The following is an 18,274-nucleotide window of genomic DNA, read 5'->3' as shown; positions in this document are numbered from 1 at the left end:
ACGGCGTAGTGGAAACGGCGGCTTCGTTGCCGATCCCGTTGGCGACAGAACTCAGGATGACAGGTGATTTCAAGCGGGTCGTGCTGTCGATGTGGGCTGCCAAGCATAGCCTGGCGTACGAGGATCAGGTGTTTGCCAAATACGGAAAATTTATGAGTACCGAAGCACCCGAAATGCTGTCGCTGCAAATGGTGAAAGGTAGCCGGAATGGTTTGAAAGATCCGGCGTCGATTCTGCTTTCCGAATCGACCGCCCAGGCTTTGTTTGGTGAGACCGACCCGCTGGGGAAAGTTTTGAAAATTGACAATGCCATGACCGTCAGCGTGACGGGAGTTTATCAGGAATTGCCCGCTAACAGCAGTTTTGCCAACCTGCGCTTCATTGCGCCCTGGGATTTGATCGCTGCCGGAACGGGTTGGATAGCGGGCGCCAAAGACAGTTGGTACAATACCTCGTTCGAGATTTTTGTAGAAACGATCCCGACCGCTGACATGGATGACGTTTCCAAGAAAATCAAGCCGCTCCTGGTGGGAAAGAGTCAAGACGCGCCCACAACGAATCCTGAGCTTTTCCTCCACCCAATGCGTCGTTGGCATTTGTTTTCAGAGTTTGAAAATGGCGCGAGTGCGGAAGGCGGTATTCGCTTTCTGTGGCTTTTTGGGAGCATCGGATTTTTTGTGCTGCTATTGGCTTGTATTAACTTCGTCAATCTCAGCACCGCCCGCTCTTTCAACCGGGCAAAGGAAGTGGGCATTCGGAAAGCCGTTGGTTCGAAGCGCAGCCAGTTAGTAGGTCAGTTCCTGGGCGAATCGCTGCTGGTAGCGGGCCTGGCTTACGTACTGGCCATTCTGTTGGCCTTGGCTGTCATGCCTTTATTCAATCAAGTGGCCGATAAAAGCATTGTTTTTCCGTGGATAAATCCGATTTTCTGGTTGGCGAGCGGCGGCTTCGCCTTGCTGACTGGCCTTCTAGCAGGTAGTTATCCGGCGCTGTATCTTTCGTCTTTCCAGGCGGTCAGGGTGCTGACGGGAGCGGGCGCGTCGGGACGTGCCGGGCGGGGATTGTTTGCGCCACGGCAGGTGTTGGTGGTCGTACAATTCACGGTTTCCATAGTTCTTATTATCGGCACGGTAGTCGTTTTCCAACAGATCCAACACGCCAAAAACCGCCCTTTGGGTTTTGATCGCAATGGCCTGATTACGCTCAATACCAATTCGCCGGACTACGCGACGCACCGCGAGACGATCCGTCAGGAACTCCTCGCCAGCGGCAGTGTGATCGCGCTGGCGGAATCCGCTACTCCGACCACCGAGGCGCGCTCACGAAACGGTGGCTTCGGCTGGAAGGGCAAAGACCCTGGTCTGCAAACCGACTTCGCCACAACCGCGGTTTCGCACGAGTTTGGGCACACGGTCGGCTGGAAATTCAAACAGGGCCGCGATTTTTCCAAAGAATTCTCGTCTGACTCTATGGGGCTGGTCATCAACGAAACGGCCGCGCGGTTTATGGGGCTGTCCGATCCAATCGACGAAACGGTCACCTGGGAAGGAGAGGGATTCAACGTAAAGTTCAAGGTGCTGGGGGTCATTGAGGATATGGTCATGGACTCACCTTACCAGCCCGTCGAGCCATCCGTTTTCTTTATCCGCCCGCGTACCCCGAAGTTCGTGACCATGCGGCTTGACCCTCAGGAAAGCGCCCAAAAATCGCTGTCCACCATCGAAACCATTTTGAAAAAGCATCTGCCCGATTCCCCTTTCGACTATAATTTTGTGGATGAGGAATACGACTTCAAATTCCGCAGCGAAGAACGCACGGGCCAACTAACGGTCGCTTTTTCGGGGCTGGCTATTTTCATTTCCTGCCTGGGATTGTTTGGATTAGCCACTTTCACCGCTGAGCAGCGCACCAAAGAAATTGGCGTTCGTAAGGTACTGGGTGCTAGTGTTACCAGCATCGTCGCTTTGCTGTCGAAAGATTTTTTGAAATTGGTCGCCATTTCTATCGTCATCGCCAGTCCCATCGCCTGGTACGCCATGCATTTCTGGTTGCAGGATTTTGCCTACAAAATCGACATTGGCTGGTGGGTCTTCGCGCTGGCGGGGGTGCTTGCGGTAGGGATTGCGCTGCTGACGGTTTCGTTTCAGTCAATGAGGGCGGCGTTGGTGAATCCGGTGGAGAGTCTTCGGAGCGAGTGAGCTCATGTTTGTCAAAAGCTGCTAAAACTGCCATTGCGGATAAGTCATTATCTTTACAAGATTTCCGTTTTGCCCTAAACAAGTCAACCATGAGTAATGTACAACTTCACAAAGCAATCGATGTACTGCCGCCTCCACTGCAAGATGAAGTAGCTGAATTCGTAGCCTATTTGAACTACAAGTACAGTATATCATCATCAGAAACTAAGTCGACTCCGGTACTTGCCGACTTTATCGGCATCGCTCCAAATCTCGACGCCGCCTCTTTCGATAGCTACCTAACCGACACCAGAAACGAATGGAAGGAGCCATTTTAGATAGCAATACCGCCATCTATTTGTTGAATGGAACCCTTAACGCTATCTCATCGAAAGCGATAGCGGATATTGCCGACAAGCCGTTTGTCCTCTCGGTCATTGGCCGGATCGAACTGCTTGGTTGGGAGGCTTCTAATGAAGAAGAAGCTTTGAAAGTGGTTCTTTTCGTAAGAGCGGCGGTTGTGCTCCCGCTGAATGAGCCTGTCATCGAGCGAACAATTGCCATTCGCCGCAAGTACAAAATAAAACTGCCGGATGCTATCATTGCCGCAACGGCTCTTGAATATAATCTCAAACTAATCACGCGTAATGTAGCTGATTTCGATTCGATCGAGGGACTGACCGTCGTGAATCCATTCGGTTGAAAAGTTTATCCAATCCGATCGCAAAGGCTACCGCAACAATGGCACGCGGCACCCGCATTCGTGGTCGATCGTGGACGAAATAGCTTGTGTGCAGTGGATCTTGGAAATCTTGAAATAGGCATGGATAATTCATCCTTCAACGCACTCGAGTACCGTCCGCTCCCGTACACCAACTGTCCGAAAATGAACAGTTTTTGAAAAATTAATAATGTAAGTTATTGAAAATGAACCGATAACTTTTTGGGTATAGGTTTTTACTAAAAGTATCTGCGATCGTGGCGACGGACCGCGCTTGACCTTTTAACCCTTTAACCCCAAAGCTTGTGCTCCCCAACTACCTGAAACTCGCCTTCCGCCAACTCTGGCGCAACCGCCTTTTCACCGCGCTCAACGTCCTGGGCCTTTCGATTGGTCTGGCGGCCTGCTGGATGATTTTCCAGTTGGTCCATTACGAGTTCAGCTTCGATGCCGACCAACCCAACCGCGAACGAATTTATAAAATCGTGACGCGCACCACTTACGATAATAAGGAGAGCGGCAGTCCGGGCGTTCCGGTGTCTATGGCCGATGCGCTCAAAGATCAGATGAGCGGTATAGAAATAGTCGTAGAGCAGTATTACCAATCTATTTCAGATGTGCAAGTGCCGCAGGCCTCTGGAAAACCACTGGTTTTCGCGGGTAGTAGTCCAGTGCTCGCGACTACTGGCGACTATTTCCAGTTGGTACCTTATAAATGGCTGGCCGGAACTCCCACGGGTGCTTTGACAGAACCCAATCAAGTAGTACTTACGCAGGCCCAAGCCGAAAAGTATTTTCCGTCGCTCAAGCCCGAAAAAGTACTCGGCAAGTCGGTTATGTACTGGGATACCCTGCCCGTGATGGTAATTGGGGTCGTCGCTAACTTGGGCCGATCCAGTTCATTTGCGGGTGAAGCGTTTCTTTCGTTATCTACGGTTCATGACGCAAACCGGCTACAGGAATCCGGAGGTAGTTGGGGGAGTTTGAGCTCTGATGATCTGGTGTACATTCTGTTGAATCCAAATACCGATCCGGTAAAGCTGGCGGCCAACATCAATACGATGGCGCAGAAAGCGAGTGGAGCGGTCAACAAAGGAAGTATCCGGACGACCGAATATGAACTGCTTCCCTTAGCCGAAGAGCATTTCAGTACATTCTACGAAGCCAGAAGCCGCGCGGCAAACAAGGAGACTTTGTTTGCGCTCATGGGACTAGCCGGGTTTCTGCTGGTGTTAGCGATCGTCAACTTCGTAAACCTCACCACGGCGCAGATTCCGCAACGCGCCCGTGAGATAGGTATCCGCAAAACGCTGGGTAGTTCGGCGGCCGGACTGATTGGACACTTTCTGGGCGAAACCCTGATCGTCACGCTTTTGGCTTGCGGGCTGGCGTACGTCTGGACGACAACGTTCCGTAGCAACCTGAGTGAGCTCTTTCCCGAAGGATTTGATTTGTACCCGAACATAGGCCAAACCCTACTGTTTATGACAGGACTTCTCCTGGTGGTCAGCCTTTTGGCGGGCTGGTACCCTAGTCTGCTCATTACCCGATTTCAGCCCACGCAGGTACTTCGCGGACAGGTCAGTTCTATGATGGGCAGGAATAATTTTTCGCTGCGCAAAAGCCTGATCGTTTTTCAGTTTGTGATAGCCCAGGCATTTGTGATCGGGGCCATTATCATGAATCAACAATTGCACTTTGCGCTGGAATCTGACCTGGGCTTCGACCGGGAGGCAGTAATTACCTTTCAAGTACCTTATGAAATAAGAAAAAAGGAAGCATACCAGGACAAGCATTTTGCCTTGAAAGAGGAAATTCGGCGACTGCCAGAGGTGAGTGGAGTGAGTTTGGGGAATCCGCCGTTCAGCCGGGGATTTGCCAGTTCGACTATGATTTACATGGCCTCCAAAGGCAAAGTGGAGCGCAACGTTTTTATGAAATACGGGGACACCGATCTTTTGAAAACCTACGACATAAAACTACTCGCCGGGCGTAATCTGCTGCCCAGCGACACCATTCGGGAGTACATTTTTAACGAAACCGCCATTCGTGAATTCGGCTTTCCAAGCCCGCAGGAAGCCATCGGTAAATTCATTGGAGACAAGAAGCCCATCCCGATCGTGGGCGTCATGGCTGATTTCCATTCGTCCACCTTCGATCGAAAAATTGAACCGCTGGCTCTCCTGACCAAAAAAGATCCAGGCAGTAATTTCAACGTAAAACTAGCCTCCAGCAAACCCGCCGACTGGCAGAAAGGTATCCAGAAAATGGAAAAGCTGTGGAAGCAGACTTACCCCGACACGCCTTTCGAGTATAAGTTTTACGACGACATGATCGCGCAGTACTATACTTCCGAGCAAAGAATGGCCAAGATCATCAACCTATCCACGGGCATCGCCATCCTGATCAGTTGCCTGGGGTTGTTTGGTCTGGCGACGCTTACCGCTTTCCAACGCACCAAAGAAATTGGCGTGCGTAAGGTGCTGGGCGCAAGTATTTCGGGCATCGTAGCGATGTTGTCCAAGGATTTTGTGGCGTTGGTTTTGATCGCGCTGGTCATCGCCTCGCCTATCGCCTGGTACTTCATGGATCAATGGCTGGCGGACTTTGCTTACCACATTGATATTTCTTGGTGGGTGTTCGCGCTGGCGGGCGTTACGGCGATGGTAATCGCCTTGCTGACCGTGGGCTACCAGAGCGTGCGGGCGGCGTTGATGAATCCGGTGGAGAGTCTTAGGAGTGAATAAACAGAACATCCAATGCTAAAAAACTACCTAAAAATTGCCCTCCGCAGTCTTCTGAAACAGCGACTCTTCGCGGGAATCAACATTTCGGGTCTCGCCCTCGGCATGGCCTGTGCGCTGCTTATCGGGTTGTGGGTGCGCGATGAAATGAGTTACGATCGCTTTTTGCCTGGTGTAGAGAACGTGTATAACGTGCGGGTCAACTATGCATTCAACGGCGGCGCGACGCAAACGGCGCTTTACGTTCCCGGCCCGTTGCAGGAAGCCATTGCCAAAGACATCCCCGACGTAGCAGCAGTTACGAGAACCAACGGCGGTGGGGAAAGTCTGATAAAGGCAGTGAATGCGAAGGGGAACCGGGCTGGCGTACCAGAAAAATCGGCCAAAGAGCAAGGCAACTACGTCTCGGCGGAATTTTTCGACGTCTTCCCGCTACCTGCGCATTCGGGTGACCCAAAGACGGCCTTGGCCCAAATCGACCAAATCATCATCTCCCGCAAACTAGCCGACAAGTACTTTCCCGGACAGTCCGCTCTTGGCAAAACGCTGCAACTCGATGATGATAAGCTTTATACCGTCGGGGCGGTACTGGCCGACCTGCCTGCCAACTCGACGCTACAATTCGATTGGCTGGCTAATTTCAAAAATATTGAACAGCCTTACATGGCCGAATGGGACTGGAATTCGGTAATTCTCTACGCCCGTTTGGTGCCGACCGCCACCGCCGACCGTGCGGCCAGCCGCATGAAAGACATTTTTCGACGCTACGCCAAATTCGACAATGGCGAAGTGCCGATTCTGCACCCGATGACGGAAATGCATTTGTACGGCAATTACGAGGACGGAAAAGTATCGGGTGGACGTATCGAATACGTGCGTATCTTTTCGATCGTGGCGCTGTTTATTTTGCTCATTGCCTGCATCAATTTCATGAACCTGGCCACGGCCCGGTCGTCAGTGAGGGCGCGGGAAGTGGGTGTCAGGAAGGTGATGGGTGCAAAGCGCGCGTCGTTGATCGGACAGTTTATGGGTGAAGCACTCCTCATGAGTTTACTGGCTGCGCTATTGGCGTTGACGCTCGTTTGGTCGGCCCTACCCATTTTCAATCAGTTGTTCAACAAACAGTTAGTTCTCGATCCGACTGATTATTCGCTTTGGGGAATGGCTGGTGGCCTGGTGCTGTTTACGGGTTTATTGTCGGGAAGTTATCCGGCCCTGTTTTTATCGGCGATGCGACCGATCAGGATTTTGAAAGGTTTTACGAAGGTAGGCGCGGGTCCGGCTTTGTTCCGTCGTACTTTGGTCGTTTTTCAATTTTCGCTCTCCATTTTCCTGATCGTTGGTATGTTGGTCATCGGCTCGCAGATGCGTTATCTGCGCACCAAGCACCTGGGACTGGATCGCGAGAATGTGCTGTACATTCCGCTGGAAGGCGCTTTCGAGCAATCGCAAAAGAGCGATTTATTCCGGCAGGAAATTCTTCGCCAACCCGCCGTCGCCTCGGCCACGCTGACGAACCAACTGCCCGTAAACGTGCAGAACGGCACCACCGACCTCGACTGGCCAGGCAAAGAACCGAACCAACGGGTAGAAGTATCGACTATGAATGTGGGCAGCGATTTTATTAAAACCATGAACATCGACTTGCTCGCCGGACGTGATTTTCGGGCCGGTAGCCCGGCGGATTCGTCCAACTACGTCATCAATGAAACCGCCGCCAAGTTGATGGGCATGAGCGCCCCGGTTGGGCAAGAGATTACTTTTAACCGGGGAAAGGGCCGCGTAGTGGGGTTGATGAAGGACTTTCACCTTAACTCGATGCATCAGTCCATCGCCCCATTGGTAATTTCCTATTTCCCAGAAAACACCAGTTACCTCTTGGTGAAAACCAGCGTCGGACAAACTTCCGCGGCCCTCGCCTCGCTCGAGCGGATCAATAAAGAATTAAATCCCAGCTATCCGTTCAACTATCATTTTGTGGATGAAGCCTACGAGAAGTTGTACCAGTCGGAACAGCAAGTTGGCAGTTTGGTCAACTACTTCGGGATACTGGCCATCATAATTTCTTGTCTGGGCCTGTTTGGGTTGGCGGCCTTCACCTCCGAGCAGCGTACCAAAGAAATTGGCGTCCGCAAAGTGCTGGGCGCGTCGGTGTTCGGGATCGTCCGGCTCCTTTCCACCGACTTCGTGCGACTGGTGCTGGTCGCCCTCCTGCTGGCAACACCGCTGGCCTGGTGGGCAGCGCACGAATGGCTGGGGGCTTTTGCCTACCGCGTCGAGTTGTCTTGGGGCTTCTTTGCCCTGGCGGGTTTTATGGCGATTGGAGTCGCGTTGCTGACGGTTTCTTTTCAATCGATCAAAGCTGCTTTGATGAATCCAGTGGAATCTTTACGGAGTGAGTAAATATTGATTTACAACTATTTACGTACTTTTACATTTCCTTAACATTCTTTTACGGCGTGTTTTCTGGTATAGAAAAATTGGCTGCTACATTTGTCAGACAGTCAAACTAAACCAGACTTCATTCCCATGAAAAATTCAAAAGTGCTTCGTGCCGCCGCGGCTTTCTGCTTGCTGGCGACCCTTATCGTTTTTACATCTGCCAAGAAATACGGCTCCGACGAAATAAAGGAAAACGCCGTTTTACTTAATGGTAATCCTCTAACTACTGCTTCCATTTGGCTGGGAAGCACGGGTACCCTGACCGTGTTTGACAAAAATCCTGCCACCGATGTGGGCAAGAAGATTCTCTTCCGGGTGTCTCTAATGCGCGGCGATATGGTAATAAAGCGCGTGGTATCCGACAACGGTCAGCAGGTCAAGGAGGTAGAAATCAGCGAACTGCTGAGCTTTGCCAAATTGGGCGACGAAATACTAGTCGAACCAAGCGACGAAAACAGGGAAGGTACCCGGCGGGTGTTCCGCGTGGCGCAGGCTCCGAACCTGTACTGGGTGCCGAGAAACTGGTTTGCCGTGCCGATGAATGGTGATGGTTGCTGAAAGCAATCAATCCTCCCGTAATTTTTGGTAAACTTGCTCAATGACAAAAAAATGAAAAGACTCGTAATATTATTTGCTCTTTCTTTAATGTCCGTTTTTCACACCTCCTGTGGACAAACCCAAACAAACGTACCCAATGATAATGTAAGTAAAGGACTCTACTCCGAGTCTCAACTTAAAGAGCTGGCCACCTCCAAGGTGCCTATGAGTATGGTTCGGAATGTAAAGAAAGCCAGAAACGGAGACATTTTGATTGCTTCTTACACAGGCGTGTTTCGATACGATGGAACATCTTTTACCAATCTAACAAGTAAAATAAGTTCGCCCCGCTTCGCCAGCTTCTGGGATGTTTTGGAAGATCGAAAAGGAAATCTTTGGTTCGCTTCCAAAGATTGGGCTGTTTATCACTTACCTGCCGGGGAGACAAGATTTCAGCATTTTACGACAAAGGATGGGCTTGCCAGTAATATGGCGCTCCATATTTATGAAGACAGAGCCGGTGATATTTGGTTCGGCGGAGGTGGGCTAAGCCGTTACGATGGGAAATCTTTTCGGACCTTTACCACAAAAGATGGATTTTCCAGTAACAACACTCGCTTACTCCTTGAAGACAAAACTGGTAAGCTTTGGTTTGGTGCACAAGGCGAAGATATGTTCGTTTATGACGGAAAAACATTTACCGTCTTAAAAGACAAAGATGGCAAGGCGTTTAACAACGTTTGGTCGATAATCGAAGATAAAAAAGGAAATATTTGGTTCGGTGCCGATGGTCTTTGGCGCTATGACCCTTCGGCTGCGCTCAGGACAGGCTTCGGTACCTTTACTAAGGTATCGCAGAAGAGTGCTTACGCTATAATCGAAGATAAGAAAGGAAACATCTGGACTACTGGCGGAGTCAAACTCGATGGGAACGTCTGGGCACTTTCGCGTTATGATGCAGATTCCTTGTACGACAAAAATCCCACTGTAACCGAAATTATGTCACAATCAGGAATGCTTTTGGGGATTTTAGAAGATGCGAAAGGGAATATTTGGTTTGGCTCTGGTGGTGGCGTGTATCGTTATGAAGGAAAAACCATCACGGACTTTAAAAGTAAAGAGGGTCAGAAATAAAGTCATAACCAACCATTTTAAGGCAGCAAGCCCTGTTCGATGGTTGCTGAGAGCAATCAATCCTCCTGTAATTTTTGGTAAATTCGCTCGATGGTAAAAACAGTAGCAGTCATATTATTCGTCCTATCTGGATGGCTATTCATGCAGTTCGTTCCGGTCGCGAGCGAAACTGACAGCGAGCACTTTGCCGAAAACGTAAATCTTGCCCTCCGGCGCACGGCGCACCATTTGCTGGTCGCTGGGGGCGATTCGACTTCCCGAATTTTGCCCGTGCAGCAAGCCGACGCCCGTACCTATTCCGTCCGGTTGGAACATGATTTCGATTACAAGCATATTCCCCAGATTTTGCAGGAATCGCTTACACTCCACCAAATCGACGCCGAATACAACGTGTCGGTTTTGAGTTGTGATGACGGAGCGATACAGTTGGGGTACAACCTTGGTGACATTACAGACAGTAGAGTCGATACGAATAACAGAATACCCTGCGTGGGGCGTTGGCAGGAAGCGGGCTGCCGAACGCTGCAAATCACTTTTCCCGAACCCCGAAGGACCATTGGCGGCGCAGGATGGGCCACTTTACTCGGTCTTCTGCTGGTCGGTATCAGCGGATTGGTGTGGTATCAAGTTATCAGGGGAAATTCGGTGTCATCGGCTACCGATTCGGTTGACAAAAGTGGGGTGATCCTTTTGGGAGAAAATTCCTTTGACCACGCTGAGCAAAGCCTGACCGTCGCCGGAACGTCTTACTCCCTCACCTACCGCGAAAGTAAACTGCTTAACCTATTCGCCACGCACCCCAACCAACTGCTCGAACGTGAGCTGATCTTAAAATTGGTTTGGGAGGACGAAGGCATCACCACCGTAGGCCGCAGCGTGGATGTGTTCGTTTCTCGACTGCGCAAACTTCTGCGAAACGACCCGAGCGTGCGAATCGTGTCGGTGCACGGCGTGGGGTATCGGTTGGAAGTAGATTCTTAACGTCTGGAAATATCCGACCACAACTAACATTTTATCCCCAACCATAAAGAAAAGCCCCTAAGAGCGGTACTCTCAGGGGCTTTTCTTTATGGTTCGAATCGATTCAAACTCCCTCCTTCGTCGGCTCCCCGTTCTGCAACCGCCAAATCCCCAGCGGATTGGCATTTTTCAGCTCATCCGGTAGCAGGCTGTCCGGCCAATCCTGAAAAGACTGCGGACGTACGAAACGCAGGATGGCGTCGCGGCCCACGGAGGTAAAGCGCGAGTCGGTGGTGGACGGGAATGGGCCGCCATGATGCTGGGCAGGGCAGACTTCCACACCCGTGGGCACGCCGTTCATGATGAAACGGCCCGCGCGGCGAGCGAGCAGGCGCAGCAGTTTTGGGTGTTTGGCCGCTTCGTCGGCGTCGGCCATAAGCGTGGCGGTAAGCTGACCCGAAATGTGTTTCAGGGCGTCCGCCAGTTCGTCGGTGTCTTTGCATACCACCAGTAGCGAGAACGGCCCAAAAACCTCTTCGTGCAGATTGGGGTTGTCCATAAACGCCTTGCCGCTCACGCGGGCGATGGATGCCTGCGACTGGTTTTCTCCTTCTTCTTTTTCATCGGAAAGTACCAGCGTTTCCACTTCCGACTCGCCTAGAGCAGCATCGCGAAGTTTGTAGTAGTTCTTACGGATGCCTTCGGTTAGCATCGTCATCGAGGTTACTTTGCCTACTTCCTCAGCGTATTTTTCCTCAAAGCCTTTTAAAGCAGACGACTCGACGGTGAAGACCAAACCCGGATTGGTGCAAAATTGGCCCGCGCCCAACGTCACTGACCCAGCCAGCGTTTTGGCCAGTGACTCAGTTTTCGCGGCTAGTGTATCAGGTAAAATCACGATCGGATTCACGCTGCCCATTTCGGCAAAAACGGGAATAGGTTCATCGCGCTCCTGCGCGATTTTGTACAGCGCCATGCCGCCTTTCAGCGAACCTGTGAAACCCACCGCTTTGGTGTGCGGATGCTGCACGAGGGCCGTACCGACCTCGTAGCCGTCGTCGTATAGCATGGAAAAGACACCATCCGGCATTCCGGTGCGCTTCGCGGCTTTTACGATGGCCTGAGCCGTGAGGTCGCTTACACCGGGGTGGGCGGGGTGCGCTTTCAGAATCACGGGATTACCAGCCGCCAGAGCCGGACCTGTATCGACGCCCGCAATGGAATAGGCAAAAGGGAAATTACTGGAACCGAACACCACGATGGGGCCAATAGGAATCAGCATTTTGCGTAGATCGGGCTTGGGAGCAGGCGTTCGGTCAGGCTGGGCGGTATCCACACGGGCCTCTACCCACGAGCCTTCCCGGATGAGGTCGGCAAACTGTGTGAGTTGATTGACCGTCCGGCCCCGCTCGCCTTGTAAGCGGCCCATCGGTAGCCCGGTTTCCTGGTGGGCGCGTTCCAGCAGTTCATCGCCCATTGCCATAATTTCTTCTGTGATGGCAACCAAAAAATCGGCGCGTTTCACGGCGGGCAGTGCGGCGTATTCGTCGAATGCGCTCTCCGCCAGTTGCATGGTCCGTTCTACTTCCTCCGGCGTAGCAGGATGGAACTTTTCGGGTAGTTTGGAATCGCTTACAGGAACGTAAGATTGAAAAGTTTTGGAGTTATCGGCGGATTGTGAAAATCCAATGTAGTTTTTTCCTATGATAGACATGTCGTTCGTTTAAGGGTTGAAATGTTTAAAAGTTTAATTTTTTGGCGGTTTACCCGTCAAGAAAACAAGGGAGCAGCTTTTTTTATAAATAGAAAAGATTTGCGCTTGCATCCTGTTCGGGCTGGCGCAAATCTTCAAAATTCCTGATAGCATACAGAATCTGGTACTTATAAGGTCAATCTGGAAAGAGTCAAACCCTTAAACATTTCAACCTATAAACTACCTATCACACCAGCCGTCCGATCAGATTATCTACCGAAATGCCCTCGGCTTCGGCTTTGAAGTTGCGGACGATGCGGTGACGAAGGACGGGCAGCGCGACGGCCCGTACGTCCTCGATGTCGGGCGAGTACTTGCCGGAGAGCAACGCGTTGCACTTAGCCGCCAGAATGAGAGCCTGTGATGCGCGCGGTCCGGCGCCCCATTCGAGGTAGTTTGCAGTATCGGCGGCAGCGAGTTCGGTGTCAGGACGGGTTTTTTGCACCAGGCTTACAGCGTACTCGATCACATTGTCGGTCACGGGTACACGGCGTACCAGATGCTGAAATTCCTGAATATCCTCGCCGCTCAGTATTTCCTGTACTGTGTGGCGCTCGTCGGTCGTGGTCGCTTTCACGATTCTCACCTCTTCGGCGTAAGATGGGTAGTCCAGCGAAATCATGAACATGAAGCGGTCCAACTGCGCCTCGGGTAGGGGATAGGTACCTTCCTGCTCGATGGGGTTCTGCGTGGCTAACACGAAGAAAGGACGCGCGAGGTCGTGACGTTGTCCGGCAACCGTCACGGAGTACTCCTGCATCGCTTCCAAAAGCGCCGACTGCGTTTTGGGCGGTGTCCGGTTGATTTCGTCGGCCAGAATGATGTTGGCAAAAACGGGGCCTTTCAGAAATTTGAAATTCCGCTGTTGGTCCAGTGTCTCGGAACCCACGATGTCCGAGGGCATCAGGTCGGGCGTAAACTGGATGCGGTTGAAGCTCAAATCCATCGAAGAGGCGATGGTTTGAATGAGCAAAGTTTTGGCCAATCCCGGGACGCCCACAAGCAGACAATGTCCCTGACAAAAAATGGCGGTAAGCAGTAGTTTAACTACGTTGTCTTGTCCTACAATGACTTGCCCGATTTCGGTGCGGAGTTTCTGATAAGCTTGCGTCATCGCCTCAGCGGCCTCGACGTCGGAGGTATATTTCACTATATTCAATGATAGAATGAGTGAATGAGTGAATGAGTGAATAATAAAATACGTGGGCGCAAGCAATATTCTATGGCAGCGGCCAACCGTCATTCTATCATTCTATCATTTTATCATTCAAAATTAAAGACTATTGGTTCTCTTTTGGCGAAAGCCCGAAGATACTACAGTTTTGGAATTCATCGTCCACGCTGATGAAAACATCGCCCGCTGCTTTCTTGAACCACTCTTCGAGAGCACTATTTTTCTTGTTACTCAGCACAATTTGAGCCAGCTTTTCGTAGTCGTCCTTCAGATTGGCGGTGTGGCCTTCCGATTTGCTCTTATAGTACAAGATTCTCATGGCTGAGCGGCCATCCTCGGTGCGGTAGGAGATAGGGACGCTGATGTCGCCGACCTTCATGCTATCGAGAGCGAAGTACAGGGCAGGGTCCATCGAAGCATCCAGCGGAATGCGCGTCAGGCCCGTCTGCGGATCCATAATTAGGCCGCCTGCGTCGGACGTCATTTTATCCTCCGAATCGTTTTTGGCCGCTTCGGCGAAGCTTAACGTATCGATTTTGATAAGTACGTGCAGGCTGTCGAGGTAGCGGGTCGCTTCCGTCACGTCGGTACCGCGATTGTAGTCGGGCCGCAGCAGTACGTGCCGGGCGTGGTACTCGGCCCCTCGCGTTTCCAAAAGTTGGATTAGGTGAAAACCAAACTGACTTTCCACGATGTCTGAGATTTCGTTGGGTTTCATGGCCAGGGCCGCACCCTCGAATTCCGGTACCATCGCGCCACGCTTGGCAAAGCCCAGGTCGCCGCCATTCTTGGCTGAGCCGAGGTCTTCGGAATATATCTGCGCCAGCATCGCAAAGTCTTCGCCAGCCTCGGCCTTTTTCTTAATGTCCAGAAGTTGGTTGCGGAGTTTGTCCTTTTGTTCCTGCGTCACCGAAGCCACGCGCACGATTTGTCCCACCTCCACTTCGGCGGGGATGTAGGGCAGGCTGTCCTTGGGAATAGTGTTAAAAAACTTGCGCACATCGCTGGGGGTAATCTTGACATCCCCGGCAATTTTCTGTTGCATCGTCTCGACGATCGCCTGGTCTTTCACCTGCGAGCGCAATTCGGTTTTAAGTTCGTTGATGCTCTTGCCGTAGGCTTCCATAATGTTTTTCTCAGAACCGAAGCGCTGAATCATGTAGTTCATCCGCCCGTCGAGCTGCTCATCTACGCGACCTTCCTCCACCGTTACGGAGTCGATTTCGGCTTTGGCCAGAAGCATTTTATTGATGATCAGCGATTCCAGCAGTTGACAACGCTCGGGCATCCGCTGACCTTCGGCCTTATAGCTTTGAAAAAGCTCTTCCAGTTCGGAGCGCAGGATGTAGTAATTGTCCACGCGGGCAATGATCTTGTCCACACTGACGCCATTCTCACCTTGGCCAAAGCTTAGCGTCGAAATCAGGCCAAACGCCAGGATGAGAGCGTTACGGAGAAAAGTGGTTGTTATTTTCATAGTTAAAGTTTTTTCTTGTAAGGGCGAACCCATGTGTTCGCCCAATGTGCGGTAGCCTGCGGACAAACTCGTGGTGCCCAGTACGCTGTACACCTTGTTGTTATTCCAGTGGCTGGCGCCAGCAGGGCGGACACATTGGTTCGCAGCAGCGGCTGTCCGACCCTACCTGGTCAGTTTGTTTAATTCTTCCTTATTCACTTTCACAGGGTACGTTTCTTTCAACGAATCCAGCCATTGTTTTTCAAGAATCCGCTGGTAGGCATTGATGACCGAGCCCCGTGCTTCGGCAAAGGTTTTGTTACGCGGCTCCTCGATTTTTTCCACTTCGATCATCGCGACTTTTCCGCCGGGTAGTTCGATGGTTTGCTTCCCGACTTGCCAGTCAGCCTTCTGAAAATAGGGATGATCCTGAGCGAAATAACCGTTGCCGATTTTAACGTTGCCGGGCACGTCGAGGTTCATAGCGCGTTCCAAGTCCTTTCTGGAACGACTAAAAAACTGAAAACTTACGCGGCGGTTGCGATCGGCGTTCGGCACGGGACTAAATGAGCCGTAATCTTTTTCCATAATCCGCGTAATCGGGATGCCCTGCCCGTTGAGGTAGCGCACCACGCGATTGATTCGCGCCGCCGACACGGTGTCGGCTTCTTCGGCGGTGCGTGCCCCGGCGACTTCCACCACAAAATCGGGGTTTTTCTTCATCGTAGCCCCCAGCAAGTACAGTGTGTTCAACTGCGCCGCCGATAGATCAGTTTTATTATCCTGGAATAATATTTCCTCGCCTTTCAACCGCAAAGGGTAGGGTGGTTCAGCCAAAGTGCGCATCACTTGGTTCAAAGTTGCCGTGTCTTTGGCTTCCACGACCGTCGCCAATGCCCGTGCGGGGTACTTGTGCTGGTCAATGTTTTTTTCGTACAACTTTACTTGCCCCAGCGAATCGTCCAGCGAGCGCTGCCAAACCCGTTCTTCCATCACTTGCGACAGTAACACGCCCTCACGAATATCCTTCATTAGTACCTTAAATTCGGGATATTTCTTTTCCAGGTTGTCCCGCTCGTATTGCAGGAGTCGTTTGTTGAGGAAATCGTTGTAATAAGCACGCAAAACAATTTTTGGATCAGCTTCACCTGGGCGTGGTTTCAGATGGCTTTTGGTGTATTCCAGGAAGTCCTTGCTAGTAGCGGCTACTTTCTCGATCGTAAAAAGCATCGGGTTTTCTACATCCGCCGAGAAGGTTTCGGGTAGTTTCCACTTGCCCGCGAGCAGCGTGCTGTCGGCCAGTTCCAGCATCTCACTCCACGCATCCGGGTTTTCGCTGATTTCGTATTCTTGGCGCAGACGATCGGTAAAAGCTTTCCTGATCGTCTCGCCCCGGCTGTCGGTCATTACCTTTTGCTTCAAAGACGGCTCCATTACCTCGTAAGACTCCAGCGGACGCTTCTCGACCAGCCGTATGATGTGCCAGCCATAGGACGTCTCGACGGGTTTGGAATACTCGCCAACCTGGACTAAACCGTAGGCGGCTTTCTCAAAATTAGGCATCATCTCGCCCACGCCAAAAATAGGCAGCAAGCCACCCGACTGCTTCGATTCAAAATCATCGGAATACACCTGTACGATTTTTTCCCAGGCTTCGCCTTTATCCAGGCGGGTGTAAGCGTCCTTGATCCGCTGTTCAGCTTCCTTCTCTTGGGTAGCGGGTGCATTCGGCTTCGACTGAATCATTATGTGCGCCACCCGCAGCTTCCCACGCGTGGGCCGACGGTCGAGGACTTTGATGAGGTGGTAGCCAAACTTCGTCCGCACGGGTTCCGAAATCTGCCCAACGGGCGTGAGGTAGGCGGCATTTTCAAACGGATAGACCGTCTGGAAGGCTGTAAAGTACCCCAAATCACCCTTATTATCTTTGGCCGTGGCATCTTTGGAAAATTTCTCCGCCATGTCGCTAAAGTCCGAGCCTTCCAGCAACCGTCCCCGCATGGCCATGGCGGCTGTGTGGGCTGAGAGCGTATCGGCGGGCGAAGCTTCTTCCGGCACCGCCACCAGGATGTGAGCAACCCTAACCTCTTGTTTGAGACGGTTGTAAGCTTCCTGCGTCATGTCAGCTACGAGTTCCTTGTCGGTTAGGTAGGGAGCGGCCAACTGCTCGCGGTAGGATGCAATTTCTTCCTTGAAATCGCTGGTCGTATCGCGGCCCTGCGCTTCGGCGCCCAGCAGCTTGAGTTTTGTATTGGTATAAACGTCGAAGTACTCCGCCGCGCTCAACGATTTAGCCGAGTCCGCCGAAAAACGGTTCTTTGTAAAAGACTGAAAGAAAGCATCCGGGCTAAACGACTCATCACCGATCTGAACCAGCACGGGTTCTTTGGGGGCGGGGGGAGGCGTCTGCTTGGGGGGTGCGGTAGTTTTGCAGGAAGCGAAGAAGGTTAGCGCTATCGATAGTGCGAACCAGAGATGTTTATACATCTAGTTTGAATTAGTGAATTAGTGAATGGGAGAATGTTTCTCTCCGAAATTAACCTAGTCAGCGTGGTTGAATTTCACGTAAACTATTCAATCAATCACCCGAAATAAACATGGGCTACGTCAAAATATTGTCCCAAACGCCAAAGTTAAGGGCTTTCGGGGCGGGAAGAAAGCGATTTGTTAGGATTTGGGTTTAGCGCGGGAATTAATGCGTATTGTTTGGCTCCTCAGATCGTAGGTTAGCTCGTAGTGGAAATTGCTTTTCAGGTGTGTGGCTTTGAAAGTGAGCGGTACTTTCACCAGTGGGTTAGTCAACGCTTTCTGGTAGCTGAGTACGGTGCTGTTTTGGCCGAGGATATCATCGTCATCGAGGCGGTCGGCGAGTTGGAAACCCACGCCCGCCGCCGACAATCCGAGCGAGAGGTACTTTAAAGGCGTCAGCGCGACATCGGCCAGTTCGGCCAGCGCCGCCGGGATTTTGATAAAATCCTGGTACTTGCGAATCGACGCCAGCGTCTTTTGCGCCTTGGCGTAGTCGTCCACTTCAATCAAGGCCAGCGTCGCCACGACTTTGCCGTTTTTGGGTATTGGAATTTGAATCGGTGCAAAATCTCTCTCTGGAAAAGCCTGCCCCGTTTTCGCTTCCACAATACCCCAGGAACCGTTGCTCACCGCCACGGCCTTGCCCG

General features: G+C 51.7%; 13 protein-coding genes. 8 read left to right on the top strand and 5 right to left on the bottom strand.

All coding sequences use genetic code 11. The annotated features are described in order from the left end of the window. The 8 genes from ACEW8P_RS01945 to ACEW8P_RS01910 all read left to right on the top strand — a co-directional run. Nucleotides 1-2,198, top strand: a 2,198-nt coding sequence (locus ACEW8P_RS01945; RefSeq protein ID WP_373511430.1) for an FtsX-like permease family protein, incomplete at its 5' end; no start/stop codon positions are given. 89 nt (nucleotides 2,199-2,287) lie between these two features. Beyond that, complete coding sequence (locus ACEW8P_RS01940) at nucleotides 2,288-2,515, top strand: hypothetical protein (RefSeq protein ID WP_373511429.1); 228 nt, start codon at nucleotides 2,288-2,290, stop codon at nucleotides 2,513-2,515. After that, the gene (locus ACEW8P_RS01935; RefSeq protein ID WP_373511428.1) at nucleotides 2,497-2,880 is read left to right on the top strand and encodes a type II toxin-antitoxin system VapC family toxin; all 384 of its coding nucleotides are present in this window, start codon (nucleotides 2,497-2,499) and stop codon (nucleotides 2,878-2,880) included. The genes ACEW8P_RS01940 and ACEW8P_RS01935 overlap by 19 nt, the downstream gene beginning before the upstream one ends. 323 nt (nucleotides 2,881-3,203) lie before the next feature. Beyond that, the gene (locus ACEW8P_RS01930) at nucleotides 3,204-5,645 is read left to right on the top strand and encodes an FtsX-like permease family protein (protein ID WP_373511427.1); all 2,442 of its coding nucleotides are present in this window, start codon (nucleotides 3,204-3,206) and stop codon (nucleotides 5,643-5,645) included. A gap of 12 nt (nucleotides 5,646-5,657) precedes the next feature. After that, entirely contained in the window at nucleotides 5,658-8,045 is a 2,388-nt protein-coding gene (locus ACEW8P_RS01925) for an ABC transporter permease (RefSeq protein WP_373511426.1), read from the top strand. A 126-nt stretch (nucleotides 8,046-8,171) separates the two neighbouring features. Continuing rightward, nucleotides 8,172-8,642: a hypothetical protein gene (locus ACEW8P_RS01920; RefSeq protein ID WP_373511425.1), complete on the top strand. Its 471-nt coding sequence runs from the start codon at nucleotides 8,172-8,174 to the stop codon at nucleotides 8,640-8,642. 51 nt (nucleotides 8,643-8,693) lie between these two features. Continuing rightward, on the top strand, nucleotides 8,694-9,755 hold the full coding sequence (locus ACEW8P_RS01915) for a two-component regulator propeller domain-containing protein (RefSeq protein ID WP_373511424.1): 1,062 nt from the start codon (nucleotides 8,694-8,696) through the stop codon (nucleotides 9,753-9,755). Nucleotides 9,756-9,845: 90 nt separating this feature from the next. Continuing rightward, on the top strand, nucleotides 9,846-10,736 hold the full coding sequence (locus ACEW8P_RS01910) for a winged helix-turn-helix domain-containing protein (protein ID WP_373511423.1): 891 nt from the start codon (nucleotides 9,846-9,848) through the stop codon (nucleotides 10,734-10,736). 103 nt (nucleotides 10,737-10,839) lie between these two features. Here the strand turns inward: ACEW8P_RS01910 and ACEW8P_RS01905 are convergent, their stop codons facing one another. The 5 genes from ACEW8P_RS01905 to ACEW8P_RS01885 form a co-directional block, all read right to left on the bottom strand. Further along, complete coding sequence (locus ACEW8P_RS01905; RefSeq protein ID WP_373511422.1) at nucleotides 10,840-12,429, bottom strand: aldehyde dehydrogenase (NADP(+)); 1,590 nt, start codon at nucleotides 12,427-12,429, stop codon at nucleotides 10,840-10,842. Nucleotides 12,430-12,655: 226 nt separating this feature from the next. After that, on the bottom strand, nucleotides 12,656-13,618 hold the full coding sequence (locus ACEW8P_RS01900; RefSeq protein WP_373511421.1) for an AAA family ATPase: 963 nt from the start codon (nucleotides 13,616-13,618) through the stop codon (nucleotides 12,656-12,658). 130 nt (nucleotides 13,619-13,748) lie between these two features. Then, nucleotides 13,749-15,119 carry a peptidylprolyl isomerase gene (locus ACEW8P_RS01895; RefSeq protein ID WP_373511420.1) on the bottom strand — a complete coding sequence of 457 codons (1,371 nt, stop codon included), beginning with the start codon at nucleotides 15,117-15,119 and terminating at the stop codon, nucleotides 13,749-13,751. 162 nt (nucleotides 15,120-15,281) lie between these two features. After that, nucleotides 15,282-17,585: a peptidylprolyl isomerase gene (locus ACEW8P_RS01890; RefSeq protein WP_373511419.1), complete on the bottom strand. Its 2,304-nt coding sequence runs from the start codon at nucleotides 17,583-17,585 to the stop codon at nucleotides 15,282-15,284. 180 nt (nucleotides 17,586-17,765) lie between these two features. Then, nucleotides 17,766-18,274, bottom strand: a 509-nt coding sequence (locus ACEW8P_RS01885) for a hypothetical protein (protein ID WP_373511418.1), incomplete at its 5' end; no start/stop codon positions are given.

Origin of the sequence: Persicitalea sp. (genome assembly GCF_041751555.1) — a bacterium.
Taxonomy (GTDB): domain Bacteria; phylum Bacteroidota; class Bacteroidia; order Cytophagales; family Spirosomataceae; genus Persicitalea.
This window is presented reverse-complemented; position numbering and strand designations above follow the sequence as displayed.